This is a genomic window from Pseudomonas sp. IT-P294 (assembly GCF_949767865.1).
In the GTDB taxonomy this organism is placed as follows: Bacteria; Pseudomonadota; Gammaproteobacteria; order Pseudomonadales; family Pseudomonadaceae; genus Aquipseudomonas.
This window is the reverse complement of the sequence record NZ_CATKQW010000059.1, coordinates 243408-269628: the sequence shown is the minus strand read 5'-3', so window position 1 is coordinate 269628 and position 26221 is coordinate 243408. Positions and strand designations below refer to the sequence as shown.

General features: G+C 59.9%; 27 protein-coding genes and 2 pseudogenes. 18 read left to right on the top strand and 11 right to left on the bottom strand.

All coding sequences use genetic code 11. The features are described 5' to 3' along the window. The first annotated feature begins 16 nt into the window (after positions 1–16). Genes ACM6I0_RS31460 through ACM6I0_RS31450 form a run of 3 tightly spaced genes read left to right on the top strand, consistent with a single transcriptional unit; the run spans position 17 to position 2366 of the window. The gene (locus ACM6I0_RS31460) at positions 17–592 is read left to right on the top strand and encodes a YfiR family protein (RefSeq protein ID WP_285430674.1); all 576 of its coding nucleotides are present in this window, start codon (positions 17–19) and stop codon (positions 590–592) included. Beyond that, a complete protein-coding gene (locus ACM6I0_RS31455) occupies positions 589–1857 on the top strand; it encodes a diguanylate cyclase domain-containing protein (RefSeq protein WP_285430676.1) in 1269 nt (422 codons plus the stop codon). Before ACM6I0_RS31460 ends, ACM6I0_RS31455 begins: the two co-directional genes overlap by 4 nt. A 56-nt stretch (positions 1858–1913) precedes the next feature. Further along, positions 1914–2366, top strand: coding sequence for an OmpA family protein (locus tag ACM6I0_RS31450; RefSeq protein ID WP_285430974.1), 453 nt, complete (start codon positions 1914–1916; stop codon positions 2364–2366). Here ACM6I0_RS31450 and ACM6I0_RS31445 read toward each other — a convergent pair. Further along, the gene (locus ACM6I0_RS31445; protein ID WP_414924093.1) at positions 2363–3310 is read right to left on the bottom strand and encodes a LysR family transcriptional regulator; all 948 of its coding nucleotides are present in this window, start codon (positions 3308–3310) and stop codon (positions 2363–2365) included. The two genes, ACM6I0_RS31450 and ACM6I0_RS31445, sit on opposite strands and share 4 nt — an antisense overlap. A 160-nt stretch (positions 3311–3470) precedes the next feature. Here ACM6I0_RS31445 and ACM6I0_RS31440 point away from each other — a divergent pair, with 160 nt between their 5' ends. Together ACM6I0_RS31440 and mmsB are read left to right on the top strand one after the other, a co-directional pair. Next, a complete protein-coding gene (locus ACM6I0_RS31440; protein WP_285430680.1) occupies positions 3471–4997 on the top strand; it encodes a CoA-acylating methylmalonate-semialdehyde dehydrogenase in 1527 nt (508 codons plus the stop codon). 10 nt (positions 4998–5007) lie between these two features. Further along, complete coding sequence (gene mmsB / locus ACM6I0_RS31435; protein ID WP_285430682.1) at positions 5008–5895, top strand: 3-hydroxyisobutyrate dehydrogenase; 888 nt, start codon at positions 5008–5010, stop codon at positions 5893–5895. A 95-nt stretch (positions 5896–5990) separates the two neighbouring features. Here the strand turns inward: mmsB and ACM6I0_RS31430 are convergent, their stop codons facing one another. From ACM6I0_RS31430 to ACM6I0_RS31415, 4 genes are all read right to left on the bottom strand, one after another. Next, a complete protein-coding gene (locus ACM6I0_RS31430) occupies positions 5991–6335 on the bottom strand; it encodes a cupin domain-containing protein (protein WP_007946320.1) in 345 nt (114 codons plus the stop codon). A 109-nt stretch (positions 6336–6444) separates the two neighbouring features. Beyond that, positions 6445–6816 (bottom strand): MerR family transcriptional regulator, encoded by a 372-nt coding sequence (locus tag ACM6I0_RS31425; RefSeq protein ID WP_285430685.1) that lies wholly within the window; start codon positions 6814–6816, stop codon positions 6445–6447. A gap of 48 nt (positions 6817–6864) precedes the next feature. Continuing rightward, a complete protein-coding gene (locus ACM6I0_RS31420; protein WP_285430686.1) occupies positions 6865–7440 on the bottom strand; it encodes an NAD(P)H-dependent oxidoreductase in 576 nt (191 codons plus the stop codon). A 45-nt stretch (positions 7441–7485) separates the two neighbouring features. Then, a complete protein-coding gene (locus ACM6I0_RS31415; RefSeq protein ID WP_285430687.1) occupies positions 7486–8370 on the bottom strand; it encodes a LysR substrate-binding domain-containing protein in 885 nt (294 codons plus the stop codon). A gap of 162 nt (positions 8371–8532) precedes the next feature. Here ACM6I0_RS31415 and ACM6I0_RS31410 point away from each other — a divergent pair, with 162 nt between their 5' ends. Continuing rightward, a complete protein-coding gene (locus ACM6I0_RS31410; RefSeq protein ID WP_414924092.1) occupies positions 8533–9297 on the top strand; it encodes a sulfite exporter TauE/SafE family protein in 765 nt (254 codons plus the stop codon). On the opposite strand, the gene ACM6I0_RS31405 is transcribed toward ACM6I0_RS31410, so the two are convergent. Further along, on the bottom strand, positions 9287–9601 hold the full coding sequence (locus ACM6I0_RS31405; protein WP_285430689.1) for a putative quinol monooxygenase: 315 nt from the start codon (positions 9599–9601) through the stop codon (positions 9287–9289). The genes ACM6I0_RS31410 and ACM6I0_RS31405 overlap by 11 nt on opposite strands. A gap of 163 nt (positions 9602–9764) precedes the next feature. Between ACM6I0_RS31405 and ACM6I0_RS31400 the strand changes: the two genes are divergently transcribed. The 10 genes from ACM6I0_RS31400 (at position 9765) to ACM6I0_RS31355 (ending at position 19193) form a co-directional block, all read left to right on the top strand. Further along, complete coding sequence (locus ACM6I0_RS31400) at positions 9765–10355, top strand: NAD(P)H-dependent oxidoreductase (RefSeq protein WP_090175823.1); 591 nt, start codon at positions 9765–9767, stop codon at positions 10353–10355. 58 nt (positions 10356–10413) lie between these two features. Next, positions 10414–11325, top strand: coding sequence for a LysR family transcriptional regulator (locus ACM6I0_RS31395; protein WP_222589669.1), 912 nt, complete (start codon positions 10414–10416; stop codon positions 11323–11325). A gap of 103 nt (positions 11326–11428) precedes the next feature. Continuing rightward, a complete protein-coding gene (locus ACM6I0_RS31390) occupies positions 11429–12322 on the top strand; it encodes an NAD-dependent epimerase/dehydratase family protein (RefSeq protein WP_414924091.1) in 894 nt (297 codons plus the stop codon). A 222-nt stretch (positions 12323–12544) separates the two neighbouring features. Continuing rightward, positions 12545–13990: a SulP family inorganic anion transporter gene (locus ACM6I0_RS31385; protein ID WP_414924090.1), complete on the top strand. Its 1446-nt coding sequence runs from the start codon at positions 12545–12547 to the stop codon at positions 13988–13990. A gap of 298 nt (positions 13991–14288) precedes the next feature. Continuing rightward, positions 14289–15638 carry a gluconate:H+ symporter gene (locus tag ACM6I0_RS31380; protein WP_285429394.1) on the top strand — a complete coding sequence of 450 codons (1350 nt, stop codon included), beginning with the start codon at positions 14289–14291 and terminating at the stop codon, positions 15636–15638. Positions 15639–15653: 15 nt separating this feature from the next. Further along, a complete protein-coding gene (locus tag ACM6I0_RS31375) occupies positions 15654–16514 on the top strand; it encodes a MurR/RpiR family transcriptional regulator (protein ID WP_414924089.1) in 861 nt (286 codons plus the stop codon). A 1-nt stretch (position 16515) separates the two neighbouring features. Continuing rightward, positions 16516–17973: an N-acyl-D-amino-acid deacylase family protein gene (locus ACM6I0_RS31370; RefSeq protein ID WP_414924088.1), complete on the top strand. Its 1458-nt coding sequence runs from the start codon at positions 16516–16518 to the stop codon at positions 17971–17973. A gap of 108 nt (positions 17974–18081) precedes the next feature. After that, the gene (locus ACM6I0_RS31365; protein ID WP_414924087.1) at positions 18082–18450 is read left to right on the top strand and encodes a glyoxalase superfamily protein; all 369 of its coding nucleotides are present in this window, start codon (positions 18082–18084) and stop codon (positions 18448–18450) included. A gap of 81 nt (positions 18451–18531) precedes the next feature. Continuing rightward, the gene (locus ACM6I0_RS31360; RefSeq protein WP_414924086.1) at positions 18532–18777 is read left to right on the top strand and encodes a FitA-like ribbon-helix-helix domain-containing protein; all 246 of its coding nucleotides are present in this window, start codon (positions 18532–18534) and stop codon (positions 18775–18777) included. After that, a complete protein-coding gene (locus ACM6I0_RS31355; RefSeq protein ID WP_414924085.1) occupies positions 18774–19193 on the top strand; it encodes a type II toxin-antitoxin system VapC family toxin in 420 nt (139 codons plus the stop codon). The genes ACM6I0_RS31360 and ACM6I0_RS31355 overlap by 4 nt, the downstream gene beginning before the upstream one ends. A gap of 119 nt (positions 19194–19312) precedes the next feature. Here ACM6I0_RS31355 and ACM6I0_RS31350 read toward each other — a convergent pair. Together ACM6I0_RS31350 and ACM6I0_RS31345 are read right to left on the bottom strand one after the other, a co-directional pair. Continuing rightward, positions 19313–19909 (bottom strand): annotated as a pseudogene (locus ACM6I0_RS31350) (methyl-accepting chemotaxis protein); the annotation flags it as partial. Positions 19910–20218: 309 nt separating this feature from the next. After that, positions 20219–21199, bottom strand: a pseudogene (locus tag ACM6I0_RS31345) (methyl-accepting chemotaxis protein); the annotation flags it as partial. Between the two features lie 289 nt (positions 21200–21488). Between ACM6I0_RS31345 and ACM6I0_RS31340 the strand changes: the two are divergent. Further along, positions 21489–22160: a histidine phosphatase family protein gene (locus ACM6I0_RS31340; protein WP_285430702.1), complete on the top strand. Its 672-nt coding sequence runs from the start codon at positions 21489–21491 to the stop codon at positions 22158–22160. 27 nt (positions 22161–22187) lie between these two features. Continuing rightward, positions 22188–23021 (top strand): phosphatase PAP2 family protein, encoded by an 834-nt coding sequence (locus tag ACM6I0_RS31335; protein ID WP_414924084.1) that lies wholly within the window; start codon positions 22188–22190, stop codon positions 23019–23021. A 108-nt stretch (positions 23022–23129) separates the two neighbouring features. Here ACM6I0_RS31335 and ACM6I0_RS31330 read toward each other — a convergent pair whose 3' ends face one another. The 3 genes from ACM6I0_RS31330 to ACM6I0_RS31320 are packed head-to-tail and all read right to left on the bottom strand — an operon-like array spanning position 23130 to position 26053. Beyond that, positions 23130–24152 carry a sensor histidine kinase gene (locus ACM6I0_RS31330; RefSeq protein ID WP_414924083.1) on the bottom strand — a complete coding sequence of 341 codons (1023 nt, stop codon included), beginning with the start codon at positions 24150–24152 and terminating at the stop codon, positions 23130–23132. 9 nt (positions 24153–24161) lie between these two features. Continuing rightward, positions 24162–25622: an RAD55 family ATPase gene (locus tag ACM6I0_RS31325; protein WP_414924082.1), complete on the bottom strand. Its 1461-nt coding sequence runs from the start codon at positions 25620–25622 to the stop codon at positions 24162–24164. Further along, positions 25619–26053, bottom strand: coding sequence for a hypothetical protein (locus ACM6I0_RS31320; protein WP_414924081.1), 435 nt, complete (start codon positions 26051–26053; stop codon positions 25619–25621). The genes ACM6I0_RS31325 and ACM6I0_RS31320 overlap by 4 nt, the downstream gene beginning before the upstream one ends. Between the last annotated feature and the right edge of the window lie 168 nt (positions 26054–26221).

Genomic DNA, 26221 nt, shown 5'->3' with positions numbered 1-26221 from the left:
TCGAAGAGAATCCTGCATGAAGGTGGCTGTCCGGACGACAGGACGCGTCGTTGGCTGCAAGCAAATGCTGCTTGCAGGTGTTCTCTGCTTGCTGACCGGCGTGGTTTTCGCTCAGGCGCAAACCCTGGGGAGCATGGCCGATCAACGCGCCAAATCGGTTACTCAGGTCGTCCTCGGGATTCTCAGTTATGCGCGCTGGCCAGTTGAGCCCGCCCAATTACGCCTGTGCGTGGTCGGCCCCACCGAGTACACCGACGACCTGGTCAAAGGCACGACCCAGGCCACTGGCCGACCCGTCACCGTACAACGGTATTTGGCCGACAACCCATCGATTGTCGATGCGTGCGATGCGGTGTACATCGGCAAGCTCACCAGTGATGAGCGCAGTCGACTCTTTGCCTCGTTGACAGAACGCCCAGTGCTGAGCATCAGCGAAAGCGACGATCAGTGCACTGTCGGCAGCCTGTTTTGCCTGCGGGTCAGTGATGATCAGGTGTCTTTCGAGGTCAACCTCGACTCCGTCGCCCGCAGCGGCGTACGCATTCACCCCAGTGTGCTGCAATTGTCCCGCCGCAAGCCGGCGGCGCCATGATTCTATTCACGCCGGGTGATCGCCCCACCTTGCGCTCGGTCATCGGCCGCGGGCACTTGATCGTCGCGCTGGTCGGCGTGGCCATGGCGAGCATTTCCCTGACATTGTTGGGTGTGCTGGCCTTGCGGGTGTATGCCGACCACAACCTGCACCTGATCGCGCGTTCGATCAATTACACGGTGGAGGCTGCAGTGGTGTTCAACGACAAAGCGGCGGCCACTGAGGCGCTGGCGTTGATCGCCTCCACGGAAGAAGTCGCCGACGCTCAGGTGCTGGATGAAAAGGGTCGGCTACTGGCGCGCTGGCAGCGACCGGACAGCGGCTTGTTCTCCGACCTGGAATTGCAGATTGCGAAAACGTTTCTGGAAAAACCCATCGTCATGCCGATCGTTCATCAAGGTCGGGAAGTCGGTAGCATCCAGCTCACCGGTCACGGCGGCAGCCTGCTGCGTTTCTTGCTCAGCGGTCTGGTGGGTATCGTGCTGTGCACGGCCATCAGTGCCTGGGTCGCACTCTATCTGGCCCGCCGACAACTTCGCTCAATTACCGGTCCGCTGCGCCGTCTCGCTACCGTCGCGCACGCTGCCCGCAGCGACCGAGCCTTCGACCGGCGTGTGCCACCCGCCGAGATCGCTGAACTCGATAACCTGGGCAATGACTTCAATGCGTTGCTCGGTGAACTCGAATCCTGGCAGACCCACCTGCAAAGCGAAAACGAAACCCTGGCGCACCAGGCCAGCCACGACAGCCTCACCGGATTGCCGAATCGGGCGTTTTTCGAAGGTCGTCTGATCCGTGCGTTGCGTAATGCCAACAAGCTCAACGAGCGGGTGGCCGTGCTGTTTCTCGACAGCGATCGTTTCAAGGAAATCAATGATGGCTTCGGTCATGCCGCCGGTGACGCCGTGTTGATTGCCGTCGCCAACAGGGTTCGTGCGCAGTTGCGCGAAGAGGACCTGGTCGCGCGTCTGGGCGGCGATGAGTTTGCCGTGTTACTGACACCGCTGCACAAAATCGAAGACGCGGAACGGATTGCCGACAAGATCCTGGCCAGCATGGAAATGCCGATCCTGCTGCCGGGCAGCACCCATGTGTTGACCTCTCTGAGTATCGGCATCGCCGTGTATCCAGATCATGGTTCCACACCGGGCGCTCTGCTCAATGCCGCCGACGCGGCCATGTACCAAGCCAAGCGTGTTTCCCGAGGCGCGCAACACACGGCAGGGTCGGAGCACCCTGTCGCCCATGTTCAATCCAGGAGCTGACAGCTTTGTTTTCGATCACTCGACATTCCCTGCGTTTTTTCACGATCAGCCTGTTCATGGCCTTGCTGGCATTGGCCGGTTGCCAGACGGCACCCCAAAAGGGCCTGACCCCGGGCCAAATTTCCGTGCTCAAACAACAGGGCTTCGAACTGACCGATGAGGGCTGGGCGTTTGGCTTGTCCGGCAAAGTGCTGTTTGGCAGCGACGACGATGGCCTGAACGCCGCCAGCACCGAGATCGTCGAACGCATCGGCAAGGCCTTGCTCGCGGTCGGCATCGAGCGCGTGCGGGTCGATGGTCATACCGATGCATCGGGCAAAGAATCCTATAACCAGACGCTGTCCCTGCGCCGCGCGAAAAGTGTCGGCAAAGTCCTGACAACGGTCGGCATGAAAGAAGAAAATATCCAGTTGCGTGGTCTGGGCAGCAATGAACCGGTGGCCTCCAACAACACCGCCGCAGGCCGCACCGAAAACCGTCGAGTGTCGATCGTGGTGAGCGCCGGTTAATCGGCGAACAGCATCTCCCGGCTTTCGCCCATCAACAGGCTCTGATTCTGCTCAGTCACCTCGCGGATGTAATCCCACAACAACGTGATCCGCTTGAGCTTCCTCAGATCCTCCCGGCAGTACATCCAGAACTGCCGGGTAATGTGGATCTCCTCCGGTAACACCGGCAGCAAGCGCGGGTCTTGAGCCGCCAGGAAGCACGGCAGAATTGCCAGTGAGCGCCCTTGTTGTGCTGCGACGAATTGGGCGATCACGCTGGTGCTGCGCAGATTGGCGCTGGCGCCAGGCAAAACGTTCGCCAGGTACAGCAGCTCCGAGCTGAAGGCCAGGTCGTCCACATAACTGATGAATTGATGTTTGCTCAAGTCTGCGGGCCGGCGAATCGGTGGGTGCTTGTCCAGATAGTCCTGAGTCGCGTAGAGCTGCAGTTTGTAGTCGCAGAGCTTGCAGCAGACGTAAGGACCGTGCTCCGGACGCTCCAGGGCGATGACGATATCCGCCTCACGCTTGGACAGGCTGATGAAGTGCGGTAGCGGCAGGATGTCGACCGAGATCGCCGGGTAGCCATCGACGAAATGGCTCAGCTGCGGGGTGATGAAAAAGCTGCCGAAACCTTCGGTGCAGCCCATGCGCACATGTCCAGACAACGCCACGCCGGAACCTGAAACCTGTTCGCAGGCCATGTGCAGGGTGCTTTCAATCGATTCGGCATAACCGAGCAGACGTTGACCTTCGGCGGTCAGGACAAAACCGCTGGTCCGGGATTTCTCGAACAGCAAGGTACCCAGCGCGGCTTCCAGTGAACTGATGCGCCGCGAGACCGTGGTGTAGTCCACCGCCAGGCGCTTGGCTGCGGTGCTAGCCTTGCGGGTACGGGAGACCTCGAGGAAAAACTTGAGGTCATCCCAGTTCAACGAGCCTAAAGACGTGATGTTTTTTTGCATGATGGACCGGCTTTTATGTGCGTTCTTATCAGAAGTTTGCACATCTATACTCCAGGAACAGCCGGATAATCAATTCGCGGCAACCGCTTCATTGCAAGGCGACTCTTCGCCTTCTCCCCAGATAGCTCTCTACATAAGAACAATTTCCCGGAGACCCAATATGAACGCAACGCTCACGCCAAACGAAACCACTGTGCAGAAGGTCAAGTTGTTGATCGACGGCGAGTGGGTCGAGTCGCAGACCACCGAGTGGCACGACATCGTCAACCCGGCGACCCAGCAAGTGCTGGCCAAGGTTCCGTTTGCCACCGCGCAAGAAGTCGACGCCGCGATCAGCGCCGCCCATCGCGCCTTCCAGACCTGGAAGCTGACGCCGATCGGCGCGCGGATGCGCATCATGCTCAAGCTCCAGGCGTTGATTCGTGAACACTCCAAACGCATCGCCGTGGTGCTCAGCAACGAGCAAGGCAAAACCATCGCCGACGCGGAAGGCGACATCTTCCGTGGCCTGGAAGTGGTCGAGCACGCGTGCTCCATCGGCAGCCTGCAAATGGGCGAATTCGCCGAGAACGTCGCGGGCGGCGTCGATACCTACACCCTGCGTCAGCCAATCGGCGTGTGCGCCGGCATTACCCCGTTCAACTTCCCGGCGATGATTCCGCTGTGGATGTTCCCGATGGCCATCGCTTGCGGCAACACCTTTGTCCTCAAGCCGTCCGAACAGGACCCGATGTCGACCATGCTGCTGGTTGAACTGGCGATCGAGGCCGGCGTTCCGGCCGGCGTGCTCAACGTTGTTCATGGCGGTAAAGACGTGGTGGATGCGCTCTGCACTCACAAGGACATCAAGGCTGTGTCCTTCGTCGGTTCGACCGCGGTCGGCACTCACGTCTATGACCTAGCCGGCAAACACGGCAAGCGCGTGCAATCGATGATGGGCGCGAAGAACCACGCCGTTGTGCTGCCGGACGCCAATCGCGAACAAGCGCTGAATGCTTTGGTCGGCGCCGGTTTCGGTGCGGCCGGTCAACGTTGCATGGCCACCTCGGTAGTGGTGCTGGTGGGTGCGGCCAAGCAATGGCTGCCAGACCTGAAGGCGTTGGCACAGAAACTCAAAGTGAACGCAGGCAGCGAGCCGGGCACTGATGTGGGGCCGGTGATTTCCAAGCGGGCCAAGGCACGAATTCTCGAGCTGATCGAGAGCGGCATCAAGGAAGGCGCCAAGCTTGAGCTGGACGGTCGCGACATCACGGTTCCAGGCTTCGAGCAGGGCAACTTTGTCGGCCCGACCCTGTTCTCTGGCGTAACCCCCGACATGCAGATCTACACCCAGGAAATCTTCGGCCCGGTGCTTGTCGTGCTGGAAGTCGCGACCCTCGATGAGGCCATCGCCCTGGTCAACGCCAACCCGTTCGGCAACGGCACGGGCCTGTTCACCCAAAGCGGTGCGGCAGCGCGCAAGTTCCAGAGCGAAATCGACGTCGGTCAGGTCGGCATCAACATTCCGATTCCGGTGCCAGTCCCGTTCTTCAGCTTTACCGGTTCGCGCGGCTCCAAGCTTGGCGACCTCGGTCCGTATGGCAAGCAAGTGGTGCAGTTCTACACTCAGACCAAGACCGTCACCAGTCGCTGGTTCGATGACAACAGCGTCAACGACGGTGTGAACACCACCATCAACTTGCGTTAAGGAGCCGGACATGAAAATCGCTTTTATCGGTCTCGGCAACATGGGCGCGCCGATGGCGCGCAACCTGATCAAGGCTGGCCACTCGCTGCGGCTGGTCGATCTGAACAAGACCGTTCTGGCTGAGCTTGAGCAACTTGGCGGCAACATCAGCGCTTCGGCGCGTGAAGCGGCTCAAGACGCAGAAATGGTGATCACCATGCTGCCTGCCGCTGTGCATGTGCGCAGCGTGTGGCTGGGTGAAGACGGCGTGCTCGCCGGTATCGGCAAAGGTGTGCCTGCGGTGGATTGCAGCACCATCGATCCGCAGACCGCGCGCGATGTCGCCGCAGCTGCCGCCAAGCAAGGCGTGGCGATGGCGGATGCGCCGGTGTCTGGCGGGACGGGCGGAGCGGCGGCCGGCACACTGACCTTCATGGTCGGCGCCACGCCTGAACTGTTCGCCACCCTTCAACCGGTGCTGGCGCAAATGGGCCGAAACATTGTTCATTGCGGCGAAGTCGGCACTGGGCAAATCGCCAAGATCTGCAACAACCTGTTGCTGGGGATTTCCATGGTCGGCGTCAGCGAAGCCATGGCGCTGGGCGATGCCCTCGGGATCGACACCAAGGTGCTGGCCGGGATCATCAACAGTTCCACCGGGCGTTGCTGGAGTTCGGAGATGTACAACCCATGGCCGGGCATCGTCGAAACAGCGCCCGCGTCGCGCGGATATACCGGCGGTTTCGGTGCTGAACTGATGCTCAAGGATCTGGGGCTGGCCACGGAAGCGGCACGTCAGGCGCACCAACCGGTGATGCTCGGCGCGGTGGCACAGCAGTTGTATCAGGCGATGAGCCAGCGTGGGGAGGGTGGTAAAGACTTCTCGGCGATTATCAACAGCTATCGCAAACCCCAATAAGGGGACTTCCGGGATTGTGGCGAGGGGGCTCGCCACAAGATCGTGCAACACTATTTGCCGGGAGACCACGTCGGGTGGTCCCCCGGTTTTTTGAATCAGGCAAACACGAAATACTTACGTACGGTTTCAACCACTTCCCAGGTGCCTTTCATGCCTGGCTCGATGACAAAAATATCACCGGCACGCAAGTGGATCGGCTCTTTCCCTTCCGGGGTGATGATGCAATAGCCTTCGCGGAAATCGCAGTATTCCCACTTCACGTATTCCACGTACCACTTGCCCGGCGTGCAGATCCAGGTGCCCATGATCTTGCTGCCGTCTTCACTGGTGTAGGCATTGAGGTTGACGGTGTGCGGGTCGCCTTCGAGTTTTTCCCATTTGCAGGCGTCGAGCACCGGCAGTGGGTGGGTATCGCGAAGGACGGTAATCGGTGCGGTCATGTGGACTCCGGGACAGTGGACTAGAGAACTGAAGTTGCACCCTATAGCGCCCATGCACTGGTCAGTTGTCTGTGCTCGACATTGAGCTGTCCAGAAACGCGCATTGCCCTCAAAGATTTTCCAATGGGCAATCTGCCCGGGCCTGTTCAAGGTTGACTTCAAACTCGACCAGTTGCTCGTGTTGAAGGCTAAGCGCAGCGATCCGCTCGCTGATTTCGTGCTTCTTGGCATCGATGGCTTGCCGCACCAATACCCATGGCATCGCCTGTCCTTGATGCCCGGCAAAAATCGCCTGCATCTCCTTGAGCCGGAAACCCAGTTGTTGAGCGCATTTGATCAAGATCAGCAGGTCGATGCTTGACTGGTCATAGACGCGGTATTTGCCTTGCCGCTGAGCGGGAGGCAGCAGGCCGATCGACTCGTAATGGCGGATGCTCTTGATCGTCGCTCCGGAACGTTGCGCGGCTTGGCCGATGTACATGAAAAGTCCTTTTTCTCGGTGGTGACGCCCGACGCATTATCGGAACACTCAGCGGCGGGCGATAGCCTCGGCTTGTCGCAGCCAGGTTTCACGCTGACCGTCGCTTGCACCAAGAATCGGGCCGAACGTCAACGTGCGCCGCGGTTCGATACCGCAGAAGGCGAGGGTGGTCTTGCGGATCTGGTGCAGCCCGGGCATGCGATAGATCCAGCGGTAATACCAGGGTGGCGTGTCCATGGTCACCAGTAAATGCGCGCTGCGACCGCGCAGGAGTTTGTCGGGAAAGGCTTTGCCTTCGCGGTACTTGAAGGCGAAGCCGGGCAGGAACACCCGATCGAAAAAGCCCTTGAGCAAGGCCGGAACCCCGCCCCACCAGATCGGATAGACCAGCGTCAGTTGCTCGGCCCACAGAATATCAGCCTGGGCGTGGCGCAAGTCACGTTCCAGTGGCTGGACCTGTCGATAACCTTCACGCAGCACCGGATCGAAATTCATTCGACCCAGAAACAGCTGGCGCACCTCGTGCCCGGCGCGCAACGCCGACTGTACGTAGCGCTGCGCCAGTGCGGCGCAGAAGCTGTTGCTCGAGGGATGGCCGAGAATCACCAGAATTCGTTTGCCCATCGTCTCTGCCCTTGAAGATGAAAACTCAAGGGTAAAGTCTGCCCTTCAGGGGAGGGTCAAGGCCTCCAGCAGCGCCTTTGCATAGCCGGGCAGCGCCGCGAAGTCCCGGGCGCCGATCAGGAGTTTGCGCTGAGCCCATGATTCTTGCAGCGCGATGCTCTTGAAGGGCGGATCCCCAGGCCAGCGTTCGACGGCCGCGAGCGGCACGATCGCCAGCCCGGCACCGCGAGCGACCATGCGCATCACCCCGTCGAAACCATCGGCGCGCACGCGGATCTTCAAGCGCGAACCGATGTGTAATGCCTGTTCTTCGAGGTACACGGCCAAGGCGCTGTTGGCGTTCAGGCCTACGAAATCGTGGTGCAGGGTGTCGCTGAAACTCAAGGATTCGCTATCGGCCAGAGGGTGCTCGGGCGGCACAATCAGGACCAGTGGGTCATCGCGAAAGGCGCGGGTCTGCAGGTCAGCGGTGTCGACGGCGTCGGACACGATACCCAAGTCGGCCGCACCCTGACGCAACGCGTGGGTGATGCGGGCGCTGGGCAGCTCTTGAAGGTCGATGTCGAGATTGGGATGCTCGCGCAGAAAGTCGGCGAGCAACTCCGGCAGGTATTCGGTGATCGCCGTGGTGTTGCACAGAAGGCGCACCTGCCCTTTGACGCCCTTGGCGTATTCGGCCAAATCCTGTTGCATGCGTTCGGCCTGTTGCAGCAAGGTTCGGGCGTGTTTGGCCAACGCCTTGCCAGCAGGTGTGGGCGCGACGCCGCGACGACCGCGTTGCAGAAACTCGATACCGAGCGAAGACTCCATGGCGCGGATTCGCGCACTGGCTGCAGCCAGCGACAAATGACTGCAGGCGGCGCCAGCGGTGATGTTGCCGCTGTCGAGAATGTTCAGGTAGAGGCGCAGGTCGGTCAGGTCGAAGTGCATCGCAGCAGGCTCTGAATAGGTGTTGTCTGAGAGTTCGCTATCGCGAGCAGGCTCGCGATAGCGCTCGTCAACGCGACGTAGGTATCAGCCTCTTGCAATACAAGAGGCAGCCTCAGTATATGGCAGATTTTCAAGCGGCCAGTCGAGGCTCACCATAGCCCCATGAATACTCTCGCTGCGTTCTACCAAAACCTCGGCCTGGCCCTTTCGTTATTGGTCATCGCCACCTTCCTGTTGGCCGGCATGATCAAGGGCATCATCGGGCTCGGCTTACCCACCATCGCCATGGGGTTACTTGGTCTGGCTATGGCGCCGTCACAGGCTGCTGCACTGTTGATCATCCCGGCGACTCTCACCAATGTCTGGCAGCTGGCATTCGGCGGGCACTTGAGTGGGCTGGTCCAACGGCTGTGGCCGATGCTGCTGACGATCTTCATCGGCACCGGCGTCGGTACGCTGTGGATTGGCATGGCGGGTGGTCATTGGGTGGTGCGGGGTTTGGGCGCTGCGTTGTTGCTCTACGCGTTGAGCGGGTTGTTCCTGCCGACCTTGCGCATCGATGGCCCAGGCGAGTGCTGGCTTGGCCCGCTGTGCGGCCTGTTGACCGGCATGATCACCTCGGCCACCGGGGTCTTCGTGATTCCGGCGGTGCCTTATTTGCAAGCTCTCGACTTAAACAGGGATGAACTGGTGCAGGCGCTGGGCCTGTCGTTCACCATCTCGACACTCGCACTGGCCGCCGGTTTGTTTTGGCGCGGGTCTTTGGGGGGCGGCGAATTGAGCGCGTCATTGCTGGCGCTGATCCCCGCAGTCCTCGGCATGTTACTGGGCCAGTGGCTGCGTCAGCGGATCAGTGCCGTGGTGTTCAAGCGTGTGTTTTTCGTAGGCCTCGGCGTGCTCGGCGGCCACTTGCTGATCAACGGGTAGCGGACGACGGGCTGAGCATCTCGATGGCGCGGATATCGAAATCCCGTTCCAGGTACTCCATGCGCATGTCGCGGAACTGCTGCATGTGCGGCAGGTTCGAGTGCACGTCGAGGTGGGCCTGGGACTGCCAGATCTCGTAGAAGATAAACAGCGTCGGGTCCTGTTTGTCGCGCAGCATGTGGTACTCGATGCAGCCGGGCTCGGCACGACTTGCCTCTACATAACCGCTGAAAAACACTTCGAAGGCGTCGGATTTTTCCGGGCGGGTCTTGGCGTGCAGGATGAAGCCTTGCAAATCACTCATCAAAAAATCTCAAGAAGTCAGAATCGGCCGCAAGTCTACGGCAACAATTCAAGGTCGATTCGTGCGTGTGGGTCAAATGAATTTTGCCCGGTTGGTGCTTACTCCGCGCGAGGCTGACCACTAACCTGCCGCCATCCAATTTCTGACCTTTATGAGACCTTTCATGAAAAAAGTCCTGTTGCTCAATGGCGGCAAAAAATTCGCCCACTCCGATGGCCGCTATAACACCACCCTGCACGACACCGCGCTGAGCGTGCTGGATCGCGGTGGTCTGGACGTGAAAACCACGTTCATCGACGAGGGTTACGACGTCGCCGAAGAAGTCGCCAAATTCCTCTGGGCCGACGTGATCATTTATCAGATGCCCGGTTGGTGGATGGGCGCGCCGTGGACCGTCAAGAAGTACATCGACGAAGTCTTCACCGAAGGTCACGGCAGCCTCTATGCCAGTGACGGCCGCACCCGTTCCGACGCCTCGCAAAAATACGGCAGCGGTGGTCTGGTGCACGGCAAGCAATACATGTTGTCGCTGACCTGGAACGCGCCACAACAAGCCTTCGACGACCCGACCGACTTCTTCGAAGCCAAGGGCGTGGACGCGGTGTACTTCCCGTTCCACAAGGCCAACGAGTTTCTCGGCATGACCGGTTTGCCGACGTTCCTGTGTGTCGATGTCATGAAACGCCCGAACATCGAAGCCGATGTCGCACGCTACGAACAGCATTTGACCGAGGTGTTCGGCCTGCCGGCGTAAGGTTCCTTTTGCCCCGCATCCAGCTACTATCAAGCCAGTTTTTGAATGAGGGGCATCCGTGAAAGCCAGATCCGATGAATTGCAGATTTTCGTCTGCGTGATTGAGTGCGGGTCGATTTCCGCTGCGGCCGAACAGGTCGGGCAAACGCCTTCGGCGGTCAGCCGCACGCTGTCGCGGCTGGAGGCCAAGCTGGATACCACGCTGATCAACCGCACCACGCGGCGCATGGACCTGACCGAGGAGGGCAAGTATTTCTTCGAGCACGCCAAGCTGATTCTCGATCAGATGGATGAACTCGAAGAGCGCCTCAATTCCCGTCAGCAAACCCCGTCCGGGCGCCTGCGGATCAACGCGGCATCACCGTTCATGCTGCATGCCATCGTGCCGTACATCGATGAGTTTCGCCGGCTTTACCCCGACATCCAGCTTGAACTCAACAGCAACGACTTGATCATCGACTTGCTCGAACAAAGCACCGACATCGCCATCCGCATCGGCACGCTGGCCGACTCGACCTTGCACGCACGCTCCCTGGGTTGCAGTCCGCTGCACATCGTTGCCAGCCCGGCTTACCTTGAGCAACACGGCACGCCCAAGACTGTCGAGGAATTGAGCGGGCACTCATTGCTGGGCTTTACCCACAACGAAGGGCTCAACCAGTGGCCGTTGCGCTATGTGCACGGTGATCGCTGGCCGATTCAGGCGGCGATTGGCGCGTCCAGCGGTGAGACGATCCGGCAACTGGCGCTGGAAGGCCAAGGCATTGCCAGCCTCTCGCATTTCATGACCATCGAGGACATTCGTGCCGGGCGCTTGAAAGTGCTGCTGGCCGAGTTCAACAGCGGCTATCGCCAACCGATCAACGCGGTGTACTACCGAAACTCGCAACTGGCCTTGCGGATTCAGTGTTTCCTGGACTTCATCCAGGGCAAGTTGGCGGTGTACGCGAATTCGGACTTCAAGGGCTGATTCGTGATTCCTGCGCAAGAGTGAATTGGGTCAACAGGGATTTTTCGCCTGCGGTCAGTCCCTGATACTCGTCGCATCACTTATTAACGCAGGGAGTTTCTCCATGAACGTATTCGTTACCGGCGCTGCTGGTTTCATCGGTGGCTCCATCGCCACCGGTCTGGTCCGGGCTGGCCACAAGGTCACCGGCCTGGTCCGCAGCGAAGCACAAGCCAATGAACTGAGCGCATTGGGCATCACGCCGGTGATCGGTACGCTTGACGACAGCGCGCTGTTGGCCGAACAGGCCCGGGCCGCCGACGCTGTCATCAATGCCGCCAGCAGCGACCATCGCGGCGCAGTGGAGGCCTTGCTCAATGCCTTGCGCGGTTCCAACAAAGTGTTCCTGCACACCAGCGGCTCGAGCATCGTCGGCGATGCGTCGGGCGGCAAATCCAGCGACGTCATCTACGTTGAGGACAACCTGCCGGAACCGACCGTCGACAAGGCCGCTCGTGTGGCCATCGACAACCTGATTCTCGCTGCCGCGAAAGACGGCGTGAACTCGGCGGTAATCTGCAACACCCTGATCTACGGCCATAGCCTTGGGGTCAATCGCGACAGCGTGCAATTGCCACGCCTGTTGAAACAAGCGCGCAAAAGTGGCGTGGTACGGCATGTCGGCACTGGCCAGAACATCTGGTCCAACGTCCACATTGAAGATGTAGTGGCTCTGTACCTGCTGGCGCTGACCAAGAACGTACCGGGCACGTTCTACTTCGTCGAAAGCGGTGAGGCGTCGTTCATCGACATGACCACCGCCATGGCGCAGGCCTTGAAACTGGACGCGCCACAAGATTGGCCGCTCAAGGACGCCGAAGCCGAGTGGGGTTATGAAATGGCCAACTATGGTTTGGGCTCCAACAGCCGGGTGCGTGGCAAAAAAGCCCGTGAATTGCTGGGTTGGGTGCCGAAGCGGACGTCGGTGGTCGACTGGATTCGTGACGAGATGGTGTGAGTTCGCCTTAAACCGCGTCATCGTTCATCGCGAGCAGGCTCGCTCCCACAGGGGACTTGTGTCGATCCAAAAAAATGGGAACGACGCAGGACAAATGTGGGAGCGAGCCTGCTCGCGATTGCATTTCAGGCGTCCGGACAACTGGCCGGTTCGTCTTCGATTCCGTAACATCCGCTCCCTCTTTTTCGGCCACGTCTTGCGGCCCGTATTGTTGGGTAAGCCATGAAATCAAAAAGTCTGCGCGCCGATGTCCTGGCCGGACTCACCACCTCTTTCGCCCTGCTTCCCGAATGCATCGCCTTCGCGCTGGTAGCCCACCTCAACCCGTTGGTGGGGCTTTACGGCGCTTTCATCATTTGCACCCTGACCGCGCTTTTCGGCGGACGTCCGGGCATGGTCTCCGGTGCGGCCGGATCGATGGCGGTGGTGATCGTTGCCTTGGTGGTGCAGCACGGCGTGCAGTATTTGCTGGCCACGGTATTGCTCGGCGGTTTGATCATGCTGGCGTTCGGGCTGCTCAAGCTCGGCAAACTGGTGCGGATGGTGCCGCACCCGGTGATGCTCGGCTTCGTCAACGGCCTGGCAATCATCATTGCGCTGGCTCAGCTTGAGCACTTCAAGAGTGGTGACGTCTGGCTCAGTGGCGCGCCGCTCTACCTGATGACCGGGCTGGTGGCGTTGACCATGGCGATCGTTTACCTGCTGCCGCGCCTGACGCGTGCGGTGCCACCGGCACTGGTGGCGATTCTGGGCGTTGGGCTGGCGGTGTTTGTGCTTGGCTTGCCGACGCGCACGCTCGGCGACATGGCGCACATCGCTGGCGGCTTGCCGACATTTGCGCTGCCAGACATTCCGTGGAATCTGGACACCCTGCGGATCATCGCGCCCTACGCGATTTTGATGGCGCTGGTTGGCCTGCTCGAAACCCTGCTGACCCTGAACCTCACCGACGAGATCACCGAGAGCCGTGGCTTTCCGGATCGCGAATGCGTGGCGCTGGGCGCGGCCAATATGGTCTCCGGTGTGTTGGGCGGCATGGGCGGTTGCGCGATGATCGGCCAGACGGTGATCAACCTCAGTTCCGGCGGTCGCGGACGATTGTCGGGGGTGGTGGCCGGGGTGCTGATTCTGTTGTTCATTCTGTTTCTTTCGCCGCTGATCGAGCGCATTCCCTTGGCGGCGCTGGTCGGCGTGATGTTTGTGGTGTCGCAACAAACCTTCGCCTGGGCGTCGCTGCGGGTGCTGAACAAGGTGCCGCTGAACGACGTATTGGTCATCATCGCTGTCACGGTCATTACCGTGTTCACCGACCTGGCCACCGCCGTGCTCTGCGGGATCATCATTGCCGCGCTCAACTTCGCCTGGCAGCAGGCCCGCGAGCTCTATGCCGACAGTCATCTTGAAGCCGACGGCAGCAAGCTTTATCACCTGCATGGCACGCTGTTCTTCGCCTCGACCACGCCTTTTCTCAATCAATTCGATCCCGCCAACGATCCACCCGTCGTGACGATCGATTGCCGGCACCTGAGCTTTGTCGACTACTCGGCCATCGCCGCGCTAAAGACGCTGCGTGAACGCTACGACAAGGCCGGCAAACACCTGCGCGTGCTGCACTTGTCCGAGCGCTGCAAGAAACTGCTCAAGCGTGCCCGGGTGAATCACGACTGAATTTGATGATCGTTCCCACGCTCTGCGTGGGAATGCCGCCCGGGACGCTCCGCGTCCCTTCGCAAGTCGTGACGCAGAGCGTCACAGGATGCATTCCCACGCAGAGCGTGGGAACGATCTGCAACGATCGGCATGTAAATTCTCCTATCGGATTTTCATATCGACCGACCGCACATATCTCTAAGCGACAACCCTTACCCTTGCACGAAAATTAGTTTCGCCTCGTTTGAAAATCACCTCTCGAAATGTTTTATGAGTTTCACAACCCATTCGACGTGACCCTTTCGAGGAGTACCGCATGACCCTGTCCTTCGGCTATTGGCTGCTGGTGTATGCCGCCATCGCCATCATTGCGCTGATCGTTCTGATCGCCCGTTACCGACTCAATCCGTTCATTGTCATTACCCTGGTGTCCATCGGCCTGGCCTTGCTGGCCGGGATGCCCGCGTCCGGCGTGGTTGGCGCCTACGAGGCGGGCGTCGGCAAGACCCTGGGGCACATCGCGCTGGTCGTGGCGCTGGGCACCATGCTCGGCAAGATGATGGCCGAGTCCGGCGGCGCCGAGCAGGTGGCGCGCACCTTGATCGACCGTTTCGGCGAGAAGAACGCGCACTGGGCGATGGTCTGCATCGCCTTCCTGGTCGGCCTGCCGTTGTTCTTCGAGGTCGGTTTTGTGCTGCTGGTGCCGATTGCGTTCACCGTGGCGCGGCGCGTCGGCGTGTCGATCCTGATGGTCGGTTTGCCGATGGTTGCCGGGCTCTCGGTGGTGCATGCGCTGGTGCCGCCGCACCCGGCGGCGATGCTGGCGGTGCAGGTCTATGGGGCGTCGGTGGGGCAGACGTTGATGTACGCGATTCTGATCGGCATTCCCACGGCGATCATCGCCGGTCCGCTGTACGCCAAATTCATCGTGCCGCGCATTCAACTGCCAGCGGAAAACCCGCTGGAGCGCCAGTTTCTCGACCGCGAGCCACGCGACAGCCTGCCGGGCTTCGGCATCACCATGGCGACCATTTTGTTGCCGGTGGTGCTGATGCTGATCGGCGGCTGGGCCAACCTGATCTCCACGCCGGGCAGCGGTTTCAACCAGTTCCTGCTGTTTATCGGCAACTCGGTGATCGCGCTGCTGCTGGCGACCTTGCTGAGCTTCTGGACCCTGGGCATCGCCCAGGGCTTCAACCGCGAATCGATCCTCAAGTTCACCAACGAATGCCTGGCGCCCACCGCCAGCATCACCTTGCTGGTCGGCGCCGGCGGCGGCTTGAACCGGATTCTGGTGGACGCCGGGGTCACCGACCAGATCGTCAGCCTGGCCCATGAATTTCACCTGTCGCCGCTGATCATGGGTTGGCTGTTCGCCGCGCTGATGCGCATCGCCACCGGTTCGGCCACGGTGGCGATGACCACGGCCTCGGGGATTGTCGCGCCGGTGGCCATTGGTCTGGGTTATCCGCACCCGGAGCTGTTGGTGCTGGCGACGGGCGCGGGGTCGGTTATCTTTTCCCACGTCAACGACGGCGGTTTCTGGTTGATCAAGGAATACTTCAACATGACCGTTGCCCAGACCTTCAAGACCTGGACCGTGCTCGAAACCATCATTTCAGTGGTGGCGTTCGCGCTGACCGTGGGTCTTTCCTACCTGATTTAGTCGGAGCCGCTCGCCATGGACATCCTCTACCAGATCCGCGCCCGTCAAGATTCCTTCAGTGCCGGCGAAGGACGCATCGCTCGGCTGATGCTCGACGACGTGGGATTTGCCTCCGCCGCCAGTCTCGACGAGCTGGCGCTGAGGGCGGAAGTCAGCACCGCCACGCTGTCGCGTTTTGCCCGCACCGTGGGCTGCCGCGACTTGCGTGACTTGCGCCTGCAACTGGCTCAGGCCAGCGGCGTTGGCAGTCGTTTTCTCGACCCGGCGGGCAAGCCCGAGCAGTCGGCGTTTTATGGGCAGATCGTCGGCGATATCGAATCGACGTTGCGTCAGCATTTGTCGGCATTCGACGAGTCGCGTTTCGCCGATGCGGTGAAACTGTTGGGCAAGGCGCGGATGATTCATGCATTCGGCATGGGCGGTTGCTCGACCTTGTGCAGCGACGAACTGCAAGTGCGGCTGGTGCGATTCGGCTACCCGATTGCGGCGTGCCACGACCCGGTGATGATGCGCGTCACCGCCGCCAGCCTCGATGCCGAACGCGCGGTGATTGCCTGCTCGCTGACCGGCATCACCCCCGAGCTGATCGAGGCCGTCGAGCTGGCCCGCAACTACGGTGCCCGCATTGTCGCCATCACCCGCGCCGATTCGCCCCTGGCGCAATTGGCCGATGTGCTGCTGCCGCTGCAAGGCGTTGAAACCTCGTTTATCTACAAACCCACGGCGGCGCGCTACGGCATGCTGCTGGCCATAGACGTGCTCGCCACCGAGCTGGCGCTGGCCAATCCTGAAGACAATCAAGAACGTCTGCGGCGGATCAAACTCGCCCTGGACGATTACCGCGGCGGCGACGATCACTTGCCGCTGGGAGACTGACATGATGTACGACACGCTGATTCGCAACGCCCTGATCATCGACGGCAGCAACGCCCCCGGATATCCCGCCGACGTGGCGATTCTGAACGGTCGCATCGAGCGCATCGGCGACTTGCACAATGCCACCGCCACCGAAGAAATCGATGGCGCCGGACGGGTGCTGGCGCCGGGTTTCATTGATGTGCACACCCACGACGACACCGTGGTGATCCGCCAGCCACAGATGCTGCCCAAGCTCAGCCAAGGCGTGACGACGGTGATTGTCGGCAATTGCGGGATCAGTGCTTCGCCCGTGAGTTTGCGCGGTGATCCGCCGGACCCGATGAACCTGCTGGGCACTTCGGCAGCCTTTGTTTATCCGAGGTTCAGCGACTACCGCGCGGCAGTCGAGGCGGCGAACACCACGCTGAACGTCGCCGCATTGGTTGGGCATACGGCACTGCGCAGCAATCATCTTGATGACCTGATGCGCACTGCCACGCCGGATGAAATTACTGCGATGCGCGAGCAACTGCGCGAAAGCCTCGAGGCCGGCGCGCTGGGCTTGTCCACCGGCCTGGCCTATGCCAACGCCTTTTCGGCGTCCACGGATGAAGTGATGCAACTGACCGAAGAGCTGAGCGCGTTCGGCGCGGTCTACACCACCCATTTGCGCAGCGAATTCGAACCGGTGCTGGAAGCCATGGACGAAGCGTTCCAGATTGGCCGTCATGCCAAATCCCCGGTGATCATTTCCCATCTCAAATGCGCCGGCGCCGGTAACTGGGGACGCAGCCCGCAATTGTTGGCGTCCCTTGAACACGCCGCGAAAACCCATCCGGTGGGCTGCGATTGCTACCCCTATGCGGCGAGCTCTTCGACTTTGGACCTCAAGCAAGTCACCGATGCCCACCGCATCACCATCACCTGGTCCACGCCACACCCGGAACTGGGCGGCCGCGACTTGATGGACATCGCCGCCGAATGGGGCGTGCCGTTGCTCGAAGCCGCTCGCCGACTGCAACCGGCCGGTGCGGTGTATTACGGGATGGACGAGGCCGATGTACGAAGAATCCTCGCGCATCCACTGTCGATGGTCGGGTCTGACGGATTACCGGAAGACCCGTTTCCGCATCCACGCTTATGGGGTGCATTCCCACGCGTCCTGGGACATTTCAGTCGCGATGTCGGGCTGTTTCCGCTGCACACCGCTGTGCACAAAATGACCGGATTGTCGGCGGCGCGATTTGGCTTGAAGGGGCGAGGTGAAATCCGTGAAGGGCATTGGGCCGATCTGGTGTTGTTTGACCCGGTGACCATTCGCGATGTGGCGGACTTCAATGATCCGCAACGGGCGGCGGAAGGGATTGACGGTGTGTGGATCAACGGCGTGTTGAGTTACAGCGGGGGGCAGGCAAACGGTAGAAGGGAAGGGCGGTTTCTGGCTCGGGAAGGGGATTTGCGCGATGGGTTTCTTTGAAAGGCATCACAGTGATGGCACATTGCAATTAAAGAAAGCCATCGCCAAGCCGAAGCGCTGATACTTGCCCAGCTACACTCTGGGCCTTTCCAGTCTGGGAGCAATTTCATGAGCTTCGGCAAAACCACCCCGATCCTGCGGATCTTCGATGAAACCAAGGCATTGGAGTTCTACGTCGACTTCCTGGGTTTCTCGGTTGACTGGCAGCACCGTTTCGAACCGGATTTGCCGTTGTACCTGCAAGTGTCACGTGGCGAATGCGTTCTGCACCTGTCCGAACATCACGGCGACAGCACGCCAGGCTCAGCGCTGCGCATTGAGACGGATGAACTTGAGGCGTTCCAGCAGCAACTGCTGGCCAAGGAATACACGTTCTCGCACCCGCAGATTCAGGCCATGCCGTGGGGCAGCCAGGACATGACCATTGTCGACCCGTTCGGCAATCGGTTGGTGTTTACCAATGCGATTAGTGCGTAAGGCCTTCCAGCAGCTCAACATTTTTAGTGGTGCGAGTTGTGTTAGCCTCAATCAATGATTTCATTGATTGCAGGAGGCATCATGGCCAGCATTACGATTAGAAACCTGGATGATCAGATTAAGGAGCAGTTGCGTATAGCCGCTGCCCACAATGGGCATTCCATGGAAGAAGAGGCTCGACTGATTCTTGGTAGAGCCTTGGCAACGGTAGGCCGTGCGGGGGGGCTCGGCAGTCGAATCCGTAACAGGTTCAGCGACAGTGGAGGGGTTGAGCTTGATCTTCCTTCTCGCCAGGAGAAAGCGACCGCGGTGGATTTCTCGGAATGATAGTGCTCGATACCAATATTCTTTCAGAGTTCATGCGGGTTGAGCCCAATACACAAGTGCTTGCCTGGGTTGATGCACAGCCAGCGATGGAATTGGCTATCAGTGCTGTCACCGTGGCAGAAATTCTCCATGGCATCGCCCGGCTCCCGTTTGGCAAGCGCAAACAGAAGCTTGAAGCTCATGCCATGGCGATGTTTGAAGAGGACTTTGCCGGAAGAATTTTGCCTTTTGACGCCCACGCCGCCGTGGAGTACGCGACGTTGGTAGCCGGCTGTGAAGCTAGCGGTCGAACGGCGTCGATGGCTGATGCGCAGATTGCCGCCATCTGCCGAAGCCACGGAGCTCCTATTGCCACCCGTAATGTCCGGGACTTTGAATTCCCCGGCATAGAGGTGATCAATCCGTGGCAGGCCTGAGCACTTTTGGTGACGGATAGATAACAATCGCGGGCAAGCCCGCTCCCACAAGTTGCTAATTGAACCTGTGGGAGCGGGCTTGCCCGCGATGGGATCTGTCGTTCACCGCTGACTGAACATCAAACCCGGAAGTGACTCACCATCTGCTGCAACTGGCTACCCAGCCGCGCCAGTTCAACACTGGACGCAGCGGTTTCGTCGCTGGCGGCGGCGGTCTGTTCCGACACGTCGCGCACGTTGATGATGCTGCGGCTGATTTCTTCGGCCACGGCACTTTGCTGTTCGGCAGCGGCGGCGATCTGCTGGTTCATCGACTGGATGTTGGACACCGTGCGGGTGATGTTTTCCAGTGACACACCGGCCTTGCGGGTCAGGGCGACGCTGCTGTCGGTGAGGGCGCGGCTGTTGTTCATCACCGTCGACACTTGTTGAGTGCCGTTCTGCAGGCCGGCCACCAGACCTTCGATTTCCTCTGTGGATTTTTGGGTGCGCTGCGCCAGGCCCCTGACTTCGTCGGCCACCACCGCAAAACCACGACCGGCTTCACCGGCACGCGCCGCTTCGATCGCGGCGTTGAGTGCCAGCAGATTGGTCTGTTCGGCCACGGCTTTGATGACGTCCATGACGCTGCCGATCTTGTCGCTTTCCTGTTGCAGCACGCTCATGGCTTCGGTCGATCGCGCTACTTCGGTGGCCAGACGTTCGATCTGGGCGATGGCTTCGTTGACCACCTTGTCGCCTTCGCGAGCTTCGCCATCAGCGGCGGCTGCGGCCTGGGACGCTTGTTCGGCGTTGCGTGCGACTTCCTGCACGGTGGCGGTCATCTCGTGCATGGCCGTGGCCACTTGATCGGTCTCGATCTTCTGGCTGTTGACCCCGGCGCTGGTTTGCTCGGTCACAGCGGACAATTCTTCGGCGGCGCTGGCGATCTGGGTGACGCCGTCGCGGATGCCGCTGATCAAGTCACGCAGGGTCACGCCCATGCGCGCGATACCTTGCTGCAATACGCCGAGTTCGTCGCGGCGAGTCACTTTGACGTCGTGGGACAGATCGCCACTGGCGATGCGTTCGACCACCGCCAGGGTGTCGCGCAGCGGGCCGGTGATCTGACGGGTAATGATTACCGCCGCAATGATGCCCACCAACAGCGCCAGCAACGTGCTGATCAGTTGCAACGTGCGCGCCTGGGCGCTTTCGGCGTCGCGGCGGTCGAGTTGGATCTGATACAGCTGATCGCTCAGGGTCACGATAGCGGCGCCCTGATCAGTCATTTCCTTGCGTGCCTGCACGGCGTCGGAATTGGCCGCTTTATAAGCTTGCAACGCGCTGCGGTAGTTGCTCAGTGCGGTTTCCAGCTGGCGCAACGCGTCTTGCTGGCTGTCGGCAAAATGCACGTTGAGCGGTTTGAGACTGGCAATGGCCGCGTCCAGCTGGTTGATGGCTTTTTGTTCGGTCTCGGCGTTGGAGCTGGCGGTGTAGCCGCGAACCTCGTAGCGGGCCAGGATGAACGCTTCCTTGGCGGCGGTGATGGCCTGGAATTGTTCGAAGCGCTGATCACTCAGGGGCATCTGCTGCACAGCCGTGTTGATGGCTTCGATCAGCGTGCCGGCGGTTGCAGCGTTGGCGCCCATGGCGTCGCGGGCGCTGTTGCCGGTGCGGTAGGCGCTGCGCATTTTATTAAGCGACGTCTTGTAAGCGTCGATGTAGGTGCCTTGCTCTTTGAGCAGCTTGAGGTTTTCCGGGCTCTTGAAGGACGACAGCAGCGATTGTTGCTGAGCGGAAAAGGCGTCAAGGGTGGTCTGAACGGTCTGAGCGGCGGTTTCATCGCCGTTGGTCAGCATGTATTGCAGGCGAACCACTCGAAGCTTGGTCAGGCCTGCGTTGAGCTGGGTGATGTCGCTCATCCAGTTGCTGCGGTCAATTAGCCCGCCCAGGCTCGTCCAGCCGGTCAGGGCCAGCACGCAGGTCAATGCCAAAACCAGGCCAAATCCCAGGCCCAGTTTCATGTTCACGCTGATGTTGCCGAACCAGCTATTCATCAAATTCCTCCAGGAACGTTGCGCTTTTGATCGTCGGTTGGCTGGAAGATTGTTGTTTTTAGGTGCCAGCAAGGGGGGGTAGCAGGACTGTATCGGCAGCAATCGCGAGAGCTGAAAGGTTTTTGTGGGCGGATTCGGTGACAAGCTTTTTGAGTCTTAAGCTTTTTTTCACATAGCTTTCACTGTTCGCCGACGCTCGTTTATTTAGCCTTGTCGCTTTGAATGACAGTAATGCATGCCGGCGAGGCGGCCTGATGTGGAATTGAGACTGAGTCTGGCTGGGATAAAACGCTCAATAAAACTGGGTCGTTTAAGCCGTTATCGAAATGCCATCGTGGTGCTTGCCTCTGCGCTGCTGGTGATTCCATTGACGATTTGGCTGTTGCAGCCTGCTGCTGTGCCGGATCTGGCGCACGGTAATGTCGCGGGCGCGCGTGCGTTGGCCGCCGATTGGGCCAAAGGTGACGTGATCGTGCTGGTGCGCCACGTCGAGCGCTGCGATCACTCGACAGCCGCGTGCCTGAGCGGTAATGACGGCATCACCGAGCGCTCGCGCAGCGTCGCGGTGAGTGTCGGTGCACAGTTCCAACAGATGGGGTTGAGCAAGGCTGATATTTACAACAGCCCCATGACTCGTACCGCGCAGACGGCCACCTACATGTTCAACAAGGTTGGTGTGGGCGAAGACTGGTTGGTCAGTTGCAAAGGCACAATGTTGCGCGATGCCCTTTCGCACAAGGTGGCGGGCCGCAATCTGATTCTTGTGACCCATAGCGAATGCATGGATCAGCTCGAAAAAGACCTCAAGTTACCAACTTCTACGTTAGGCTATGGCGCTTCTTTGTTTATCTCCGCCCAATCACAGCAGGCACCGCGCATGCTGGGTTTCATTGAAGCCTCCGATTGGCGCTCGGTAAGCACCGAATGAGTCTTTTTCTCTGAACCAGGACACACAATGCTGACTTCTTCCCGCCAACGCTTTTATTGGGCGAACTTTGGTATTCCGTTGCTCTGCGCGGCCGTAGTTTTCCTGATGTTCGACATGACCAAAATCGACATCGCTTTCAGCAACCTTCTGTTTGATCCGGTCACCCAGACCTTCCCGCTGGACCAGGTTCGCTTCTTCGAAAAGCTGACCCATAAATGGGCGCGGATCATTCCGAACTGGACTGCCGAGATTGCCTTGATCGGCGCGATCCTGTCATTTGTCTGGCCACTGATCAACACGCAGAAATATCCGCGTTTCGTCAGCTTCCTGGAGCGCTGCAAAGCGGCCCCTGTGCTGCGGTTTGCCTACAACCATCGTCGCGACTTCCTGTTTGTGGTCTTCGCGTTTGCCATCTGCACCGGTGTGATTCACTTCCTCAAGTCGCACACCAGTGTGTACTGCCCGATTGAAACGACTATCTACGGTGGGAAAATTGCCCACATGGAGTGGTACAACAACTTCCAGCTGTTCAGGGAAGCCGGTGATGGTCGTTGCTGGCCGGGCGGCCATGCTTCAGGCGGCTTCACCATGCTTGCGCTGTACTTCGTCGCGCGCCGCTACCGCTGGCACTATTCCAAGGCGCTGATGTATGGCGCGTTGCTGCTCGGATTCGTCTACGGCACAACGCGGGTCCTGCAAGGCTGGCACTACATGTCCCACACCTTCTGGGCCGGGATCTTCGTGTGGTTGGCGTGCTTGCTGACGGCGCTGGCGTTCTACGGGCGAGCGCGGCTGGAGATGCCGGTGCTGCAAAAGCATGAGCGGCTCGCGCAGCGTGCACAGCCGCACGTCACAACGTAAACGGCTCCCCCCGTGTGAAAAAACCGCCAATCCTGCGAAGGAATGGCGGTTTTTTATTGCCCGACGAATGAGTCAACCTGACGCCCCAGCTTCAGCGTGAGGGATCGTTCAAACCGCGAGCGGCAACGTCACGATGAACGTACTGCCCTTGAGGTCGCCGTCGCTCGTGCCGATGACCGTGCCGCCGTGGGCTTCAACCAGCTCACGCACCACCGTCAGGCCAATGCCCAGGCCGGCGCCATTGAATCCGACCGCATGCACGTCCTGAACAAACGGCTCGAAAATAAACGGCAATGCCTTGGCGGAAATGCCGATGCCGGTATCGCAAATGCTGATTTCCAGCAGCTCGGCCTCGGTGGTGACCGACAGCGTGACCGTGCCGCCGGCGGGTGTGTACTTGGCGGCATTGCCCAGCAGATTGCCGAGAATCTGCGTGAGTCGTACCGGATCGCCGTTCACAGCCAGCGCACCCTTGGGCAGCTGCGCGGTGAAATGCAGTTGTTGCGCGATCATCAACGGGCTACACACGGCAATGGCGTCCTGAATGATCTGCACCATGTCGACGATGCGGCAATCCAGGCGCAGCTTGCCGGTGCTGGCGCGGGAGACATCAAGCAAGTCGTCCACCAGGCGCGACATGTGTTGCACCTGACCTTCGATCAAGGCCTGCATGCGCGGCAGCTCTTCACTCGGCACGCGGACCAGTCGGCTCGCGATCATGCTGATCGGCGTCAGCGGGTTACGCAGTTCATGGGCGACCAGGGTGAGGATGTTTCGCTGCTGTGCCAGGCTGTGCTCGGCCGATGCCTGCAAATGTTGCGCACTAAGAACGGCCAACACCAGTTGTTCGTTGGTCTCGCGCATCTCCAGGTAGCGCTGCTGCTCGTCGGCTGAGCGCTGGGGTTTTTCCGCATCTGACTGCGCCAGCAGAATTGCCAGGACCAATTGTTGATTGGCCTCGATCAGTTGTTCGATCTGCTGGCTATCGGCGCGCTGGACGTTTGCCTCGTTCAGCTCCTTGTTCAGGGCTGCCAGTGCCGCGCGTGCCTCGACGGTTTTCTGGCCGAGCAGAAACAGTTCGCGAGCGGCCGTGGCCATCGCTTGCTCGTTCTTGCCATTGGCCTCAGTCATGGTTTTGGCTCATTCCCTGTCTTTGTTCAACAGCCGCCGGGTAGGCCGACCGCCGAGCAAGCCTTCCTGGTCTGGCAACATTTCGCCGATCTGCAGGCCGTTATCGTCGATGCGGTACAGGCGCAGTTCATCGGAGTGGGCGCTGGCCCGAACCTTGACCACGGCCATGATGCGCAACAAGCGGCTCTGCACTTCGATGTAACGCTGGACGATGATTGCATCAGTGAGAAACGCGGTGCCGTAAGGGCTGAAACGCAGGTCGGTGTAGCGGTCCTCCAGCTCCGAGGTCAGCAAGACACTGACGCCGATGCTGGTCAGGGCGGTGACCATGCGCGACAGCGATTCACGAAAGTCTTCGCGAAACGTCGGGGCGAGCGCCAATTCGAAGCCCGATAGAGAATCGATGACCACGCGGGTGGCCTTCAGGCGATCGATCTCGCTCAGCAGCAACTGCACGACTTCGTCGATGGACAGATCCGGTGCGCGACTGTCCACCAGACCGACCTGACCGCTCTGGATCAGGCGCGCAAGGGTAGCGTTCTGGGAATGATTGGGCCGTTGCTCGAAGACGGCGATCACGCCGGTTTCACCATTGCGTGCGCCTTCGGCCAGGAAAGTGGCTGCCAGAATGCTTTTGCCCGAGCCCGAGGGGCCGGCCACCAGCAAGGAGTAGCCGCAAGGCAGGCCGCCGCCGAGCATCTCGTCGAGCTGCGGCACGCCCATTTTCAGGCGCTTGATCGGGAACTCCAGCGGCGCTTCAACCGGGTTGATGGCGGCAGGCGCAAAGACCTTGATCCCTGACGTAGCGATACGGAAGGTGTGCAGCCCCGGCAGCGTTGGCTGGCCGCGCATCTTCATGATTTCCATCTTGCGCACCATGGAGTTGCGCTGAACGCTCTGGCGCAGCCAGATCAGGCCATCGGCCACGGTGAAAATCGGGTTGGTGTCAGTTTCAGTGAAATATTCGCCAATCAGGAAGGTCGTCGCCTGCCAGGTGGTCATCAACATGCCCAACTGCTGAACGAACTGCGGCAGGTTGTTGTTGGGGTTGTCCTGAGTCTCACTGGCCAGCACCACGGAGCGGAATGAGTCGACGAATACCAGCGCCGGTGAGTGCGCCTCCACCTCGCTGACAATGCGCCGCAGCACCTCGTCCAGATTCCCCGCCAAGGTGTCGGCGGCCAGATTGATATAGCGGATCGACTGGTTGATCGCTTCGCTGTCGAAAAAATCGAATTGCTGCTGATACCGCAACATCTTCAGCGGCGGCTCGCCCAACACGGTAAAGAACAACGCCGGGCGCTCGGGCGTCGCCAGGGCGAACATCATTTGATGCGCCAGGGTGGTTTTGCCGCAGCCTGGGGGGCCGGCGATCATGTTGAACGAAAACTCCGGCAATCCTCCGCCCAGCACCTCGTCCAGTCCTGGCACGCCGGTGGCCAAGCGGTTGATAGTCACTTTGGTGCTCATGGCGAATTTTCCTGCGAAGGGGTGTCGCTCAAAGAAGGTTCCCACACGTCACGAAGTAAACGTGCGGTGAGCGAGGGCCCGATCAGCGTGGTCAGCAACTCGTAGAAAGTGGTCAGTAACACTTCACCGAAAAACAATGCATCGGCTTCGCTTTGCTCGACGAGTACAGACGTGAGGGCAGTCAGATCCATGCCGGACGGCACTTTGTCGCAAGTGCTGGCCAGAGGCGGATGAGTAGATGCGCACAGGTGAAGGCTGCGGCGATAGAGCGCGACAACCCCTTGCTGGCCAATGATGGGCGTGAGGGCTGCGTCCATATCCTGCAAGGTCGAAACGATCGCCTGAGCGGTCTTTGCAGTGTCAGCATTGGGACCAACACGGTGCGCCAGAGAAGCTACGATCTGACGGCTCTCTTCGCTTAGCGTGGACATGGCTAACTGATATCTGATTGACAGGTATCGATGGTACACCCGATGACGTGGTCGCGAGTGATTTGCGGCAGGTTAATGAGCGGCATTGGATGACAAACAACAGCTTATCAATCAAAAGGCAAAAAAAAGCCCGCGGGAGGGCGGGCAAACCGTAGTTTCTTGAATGAG

Excerpts from the sequence above, each read along its gene's own strand:
- ACM6I0_RS31335 (WP_414924084.1), top strand. The coding sequence starts at position 22,188 with ATGCTGACTTCTTCCCGCCAACGCTTTTATTGGGCGAACTTTGGTATT.
- ACM6I0_RS31370 (WP_414924088.1), top strand. The coding sequence starts at position 16,516 with ATGATGTACGACACGCTGATTCGCAACGCCCTGATCATCGACGGCAGC.
- ACM6I0_RS31320 (WP_414924081.1), bottom strand. The coding sequence starts at position 26,053 with ATGTCCACGCTAAGCGAAGAGAGCCGTCAGATCGTAGCTTCTCTGGCG.
- ACM6I0_RS31430 (WP_007946320.1), bottom strand. The coding sequence starts at position 6,335 with ATGACCGCACCGATTACCGTCCTTCGCGATACCCACCCACTGCCGGTG.
- ACM6I0_RS31385 (WP_414924090.1), top strand. The coding sequence starts at position 12,545 with ATGAAATCAAAAAGTCTGCGCGCCGATGTCCTGGCCGGACTCACCACC.
- ACM6I0_RS31355 (WP_414924085.1), top strand. The coding sequence starts at position 18,774 with ATGATAGTGCTCGATACCAATATTCTTTCAGAGTTCATGCGGGTTGAG.
- ACM6I0_RS31415 (WP_285430687.1), bottom strand. The coding sequence starts at position 8,370 with ATGCACTTCGACCTGACCGACCTGCGCCTCTACCTGAACATTCTCGAC.
- ACM6I0_RS31425 (WP_285430685.1), bottom strand. The coding sequence starts at position 6,816 with ATGTACATCGGCCAAGCCGCGCAACGTTCCGGAGCGACGATCAAGAGC.
- ACM6I0_RS31390 (WP_414924091.1), top strand. The coding sequence starts at position 11,429 with ATGAACGTATTCGTTACCGGCGCTGCTGGTTTCATCGGTGGCTCCATC.
- ACM6I0_RS31455 (WP_285430676.1), top strand. The coding sequence starts at position 589 with ATGATTCTATTCACGCCGGGTGATCGCCCCACCTTGCGCTCGGTCATC.
- ACM6I0_RS31420 (WP_285430686.1), bottom strand. The coding sequence starts at position 7,440 with ATGGGCAAACGAATTCTGGTGATTCTCGGCCATCCCTCGAGCAACAGC.
- ACM6I0_RS31460 (WP_285430674.1), top strand. The coding sequence starts at position 17 with ATGAAGGTGGCTGTCCGGACGACAGGACGCGTCGTTGGCTGCAAGCAA.
- ACM6I0_RS31330 (WP_414924083.1), bottom strand. The coding sequence starts at position 24,152 with ATGACTGAGGCCAATGGCAAGAACGAGCAAGCGATGGCCACGGCCGCT.
- ACM6I0_RS31450 (WP_285430974.1), top strand. The coding sequence starts at position 1,914 with ATGGCCTTGCTGGCATTGGCCGGTTGCCAGACGGCACCCCAAAAGGGC.
- ACM6I0_RS31400 (WP_090175823.1), top strand. The coding sequence starts at position 9,765 with ATGAAAAAAGTCCTGTTGCTCAATGGCGGCAAAAAATTCGCCCACTCC.
- ACM6I0_RS31375 (WP_414924089.1), top strand. The coding sequence starts at position 15,654 with ATGGACATCCTCTACCAGATCCGCGCCCGTCAAGATTCCTTCAGTGCC.
- mmsB (WP_285430682.1), top strand. The coding sequence starts at position 5,008 with ATGAAAATCGCTTTTATCGGTCTCGGCAACATGGGCGCGCCGATGGCG.
- ACM6I0_RS31365 (WP_414924087.1), top strand. The coding sequence starts at position 18,082 with ATGAGCTTCGGCAAAACCACCCCGATCCTGCGGATCTTCGATGAAACC.
- ACM6I0_RS31410 (WP_414924092.1), top strand. The coding sequence starts at position 8,533 with ATGAATACTCTCGCTGCGTTCTACCAAAACCTCGGCCTGGCCCTTTCG.
- ACM6I0_RS31405 (WP_285430689.1), bottom strand. The coding sequence starts at position 9,601 with ATGAGTGATTTGCAAGGCTTCATCCTGCACGCCAAGACCCGCCCGGAA.
- ACM6I0_RS31445 (WP_414924093.1), bottom strand. The coding sequence starts at position 3,310 with ATGCAAAAAAACATCACGTCTTTAGGCTCGTTGAACTGGGATGACCTC.
- ACM6I0_RS31325 (WP_414924082.1), bottom strand. The coding sequence starts at position 25,622 with ATGAGCACCAAAGTGACTATCAACCGCTTGGCCACCGGCGTGCCAGGA.
- ACM6I0_RS31380 (WP_285429394.1), top strand. The coding sequence starts at position 14,289 with ATGACCCTGTCCTTCGGCTATTGGCTGCTGGTGTATGCCGCCATCGCC.
- ACM6I0_RS31360 (WP_414924086.1), top strand. The coding sequence starts at position 18,532 with ATGGCCAGCATTACGATTAGAAACCTGGATGATCAGATTAAGGAGCAG.
- ACM6I0_RS31440 (WP_285430680.1), top strand. The coding sequence starts at position 3,471 with ATGAACGCAACGCTCACGCCAAACGAAACCACTGTGCAGAAGGTCAAG.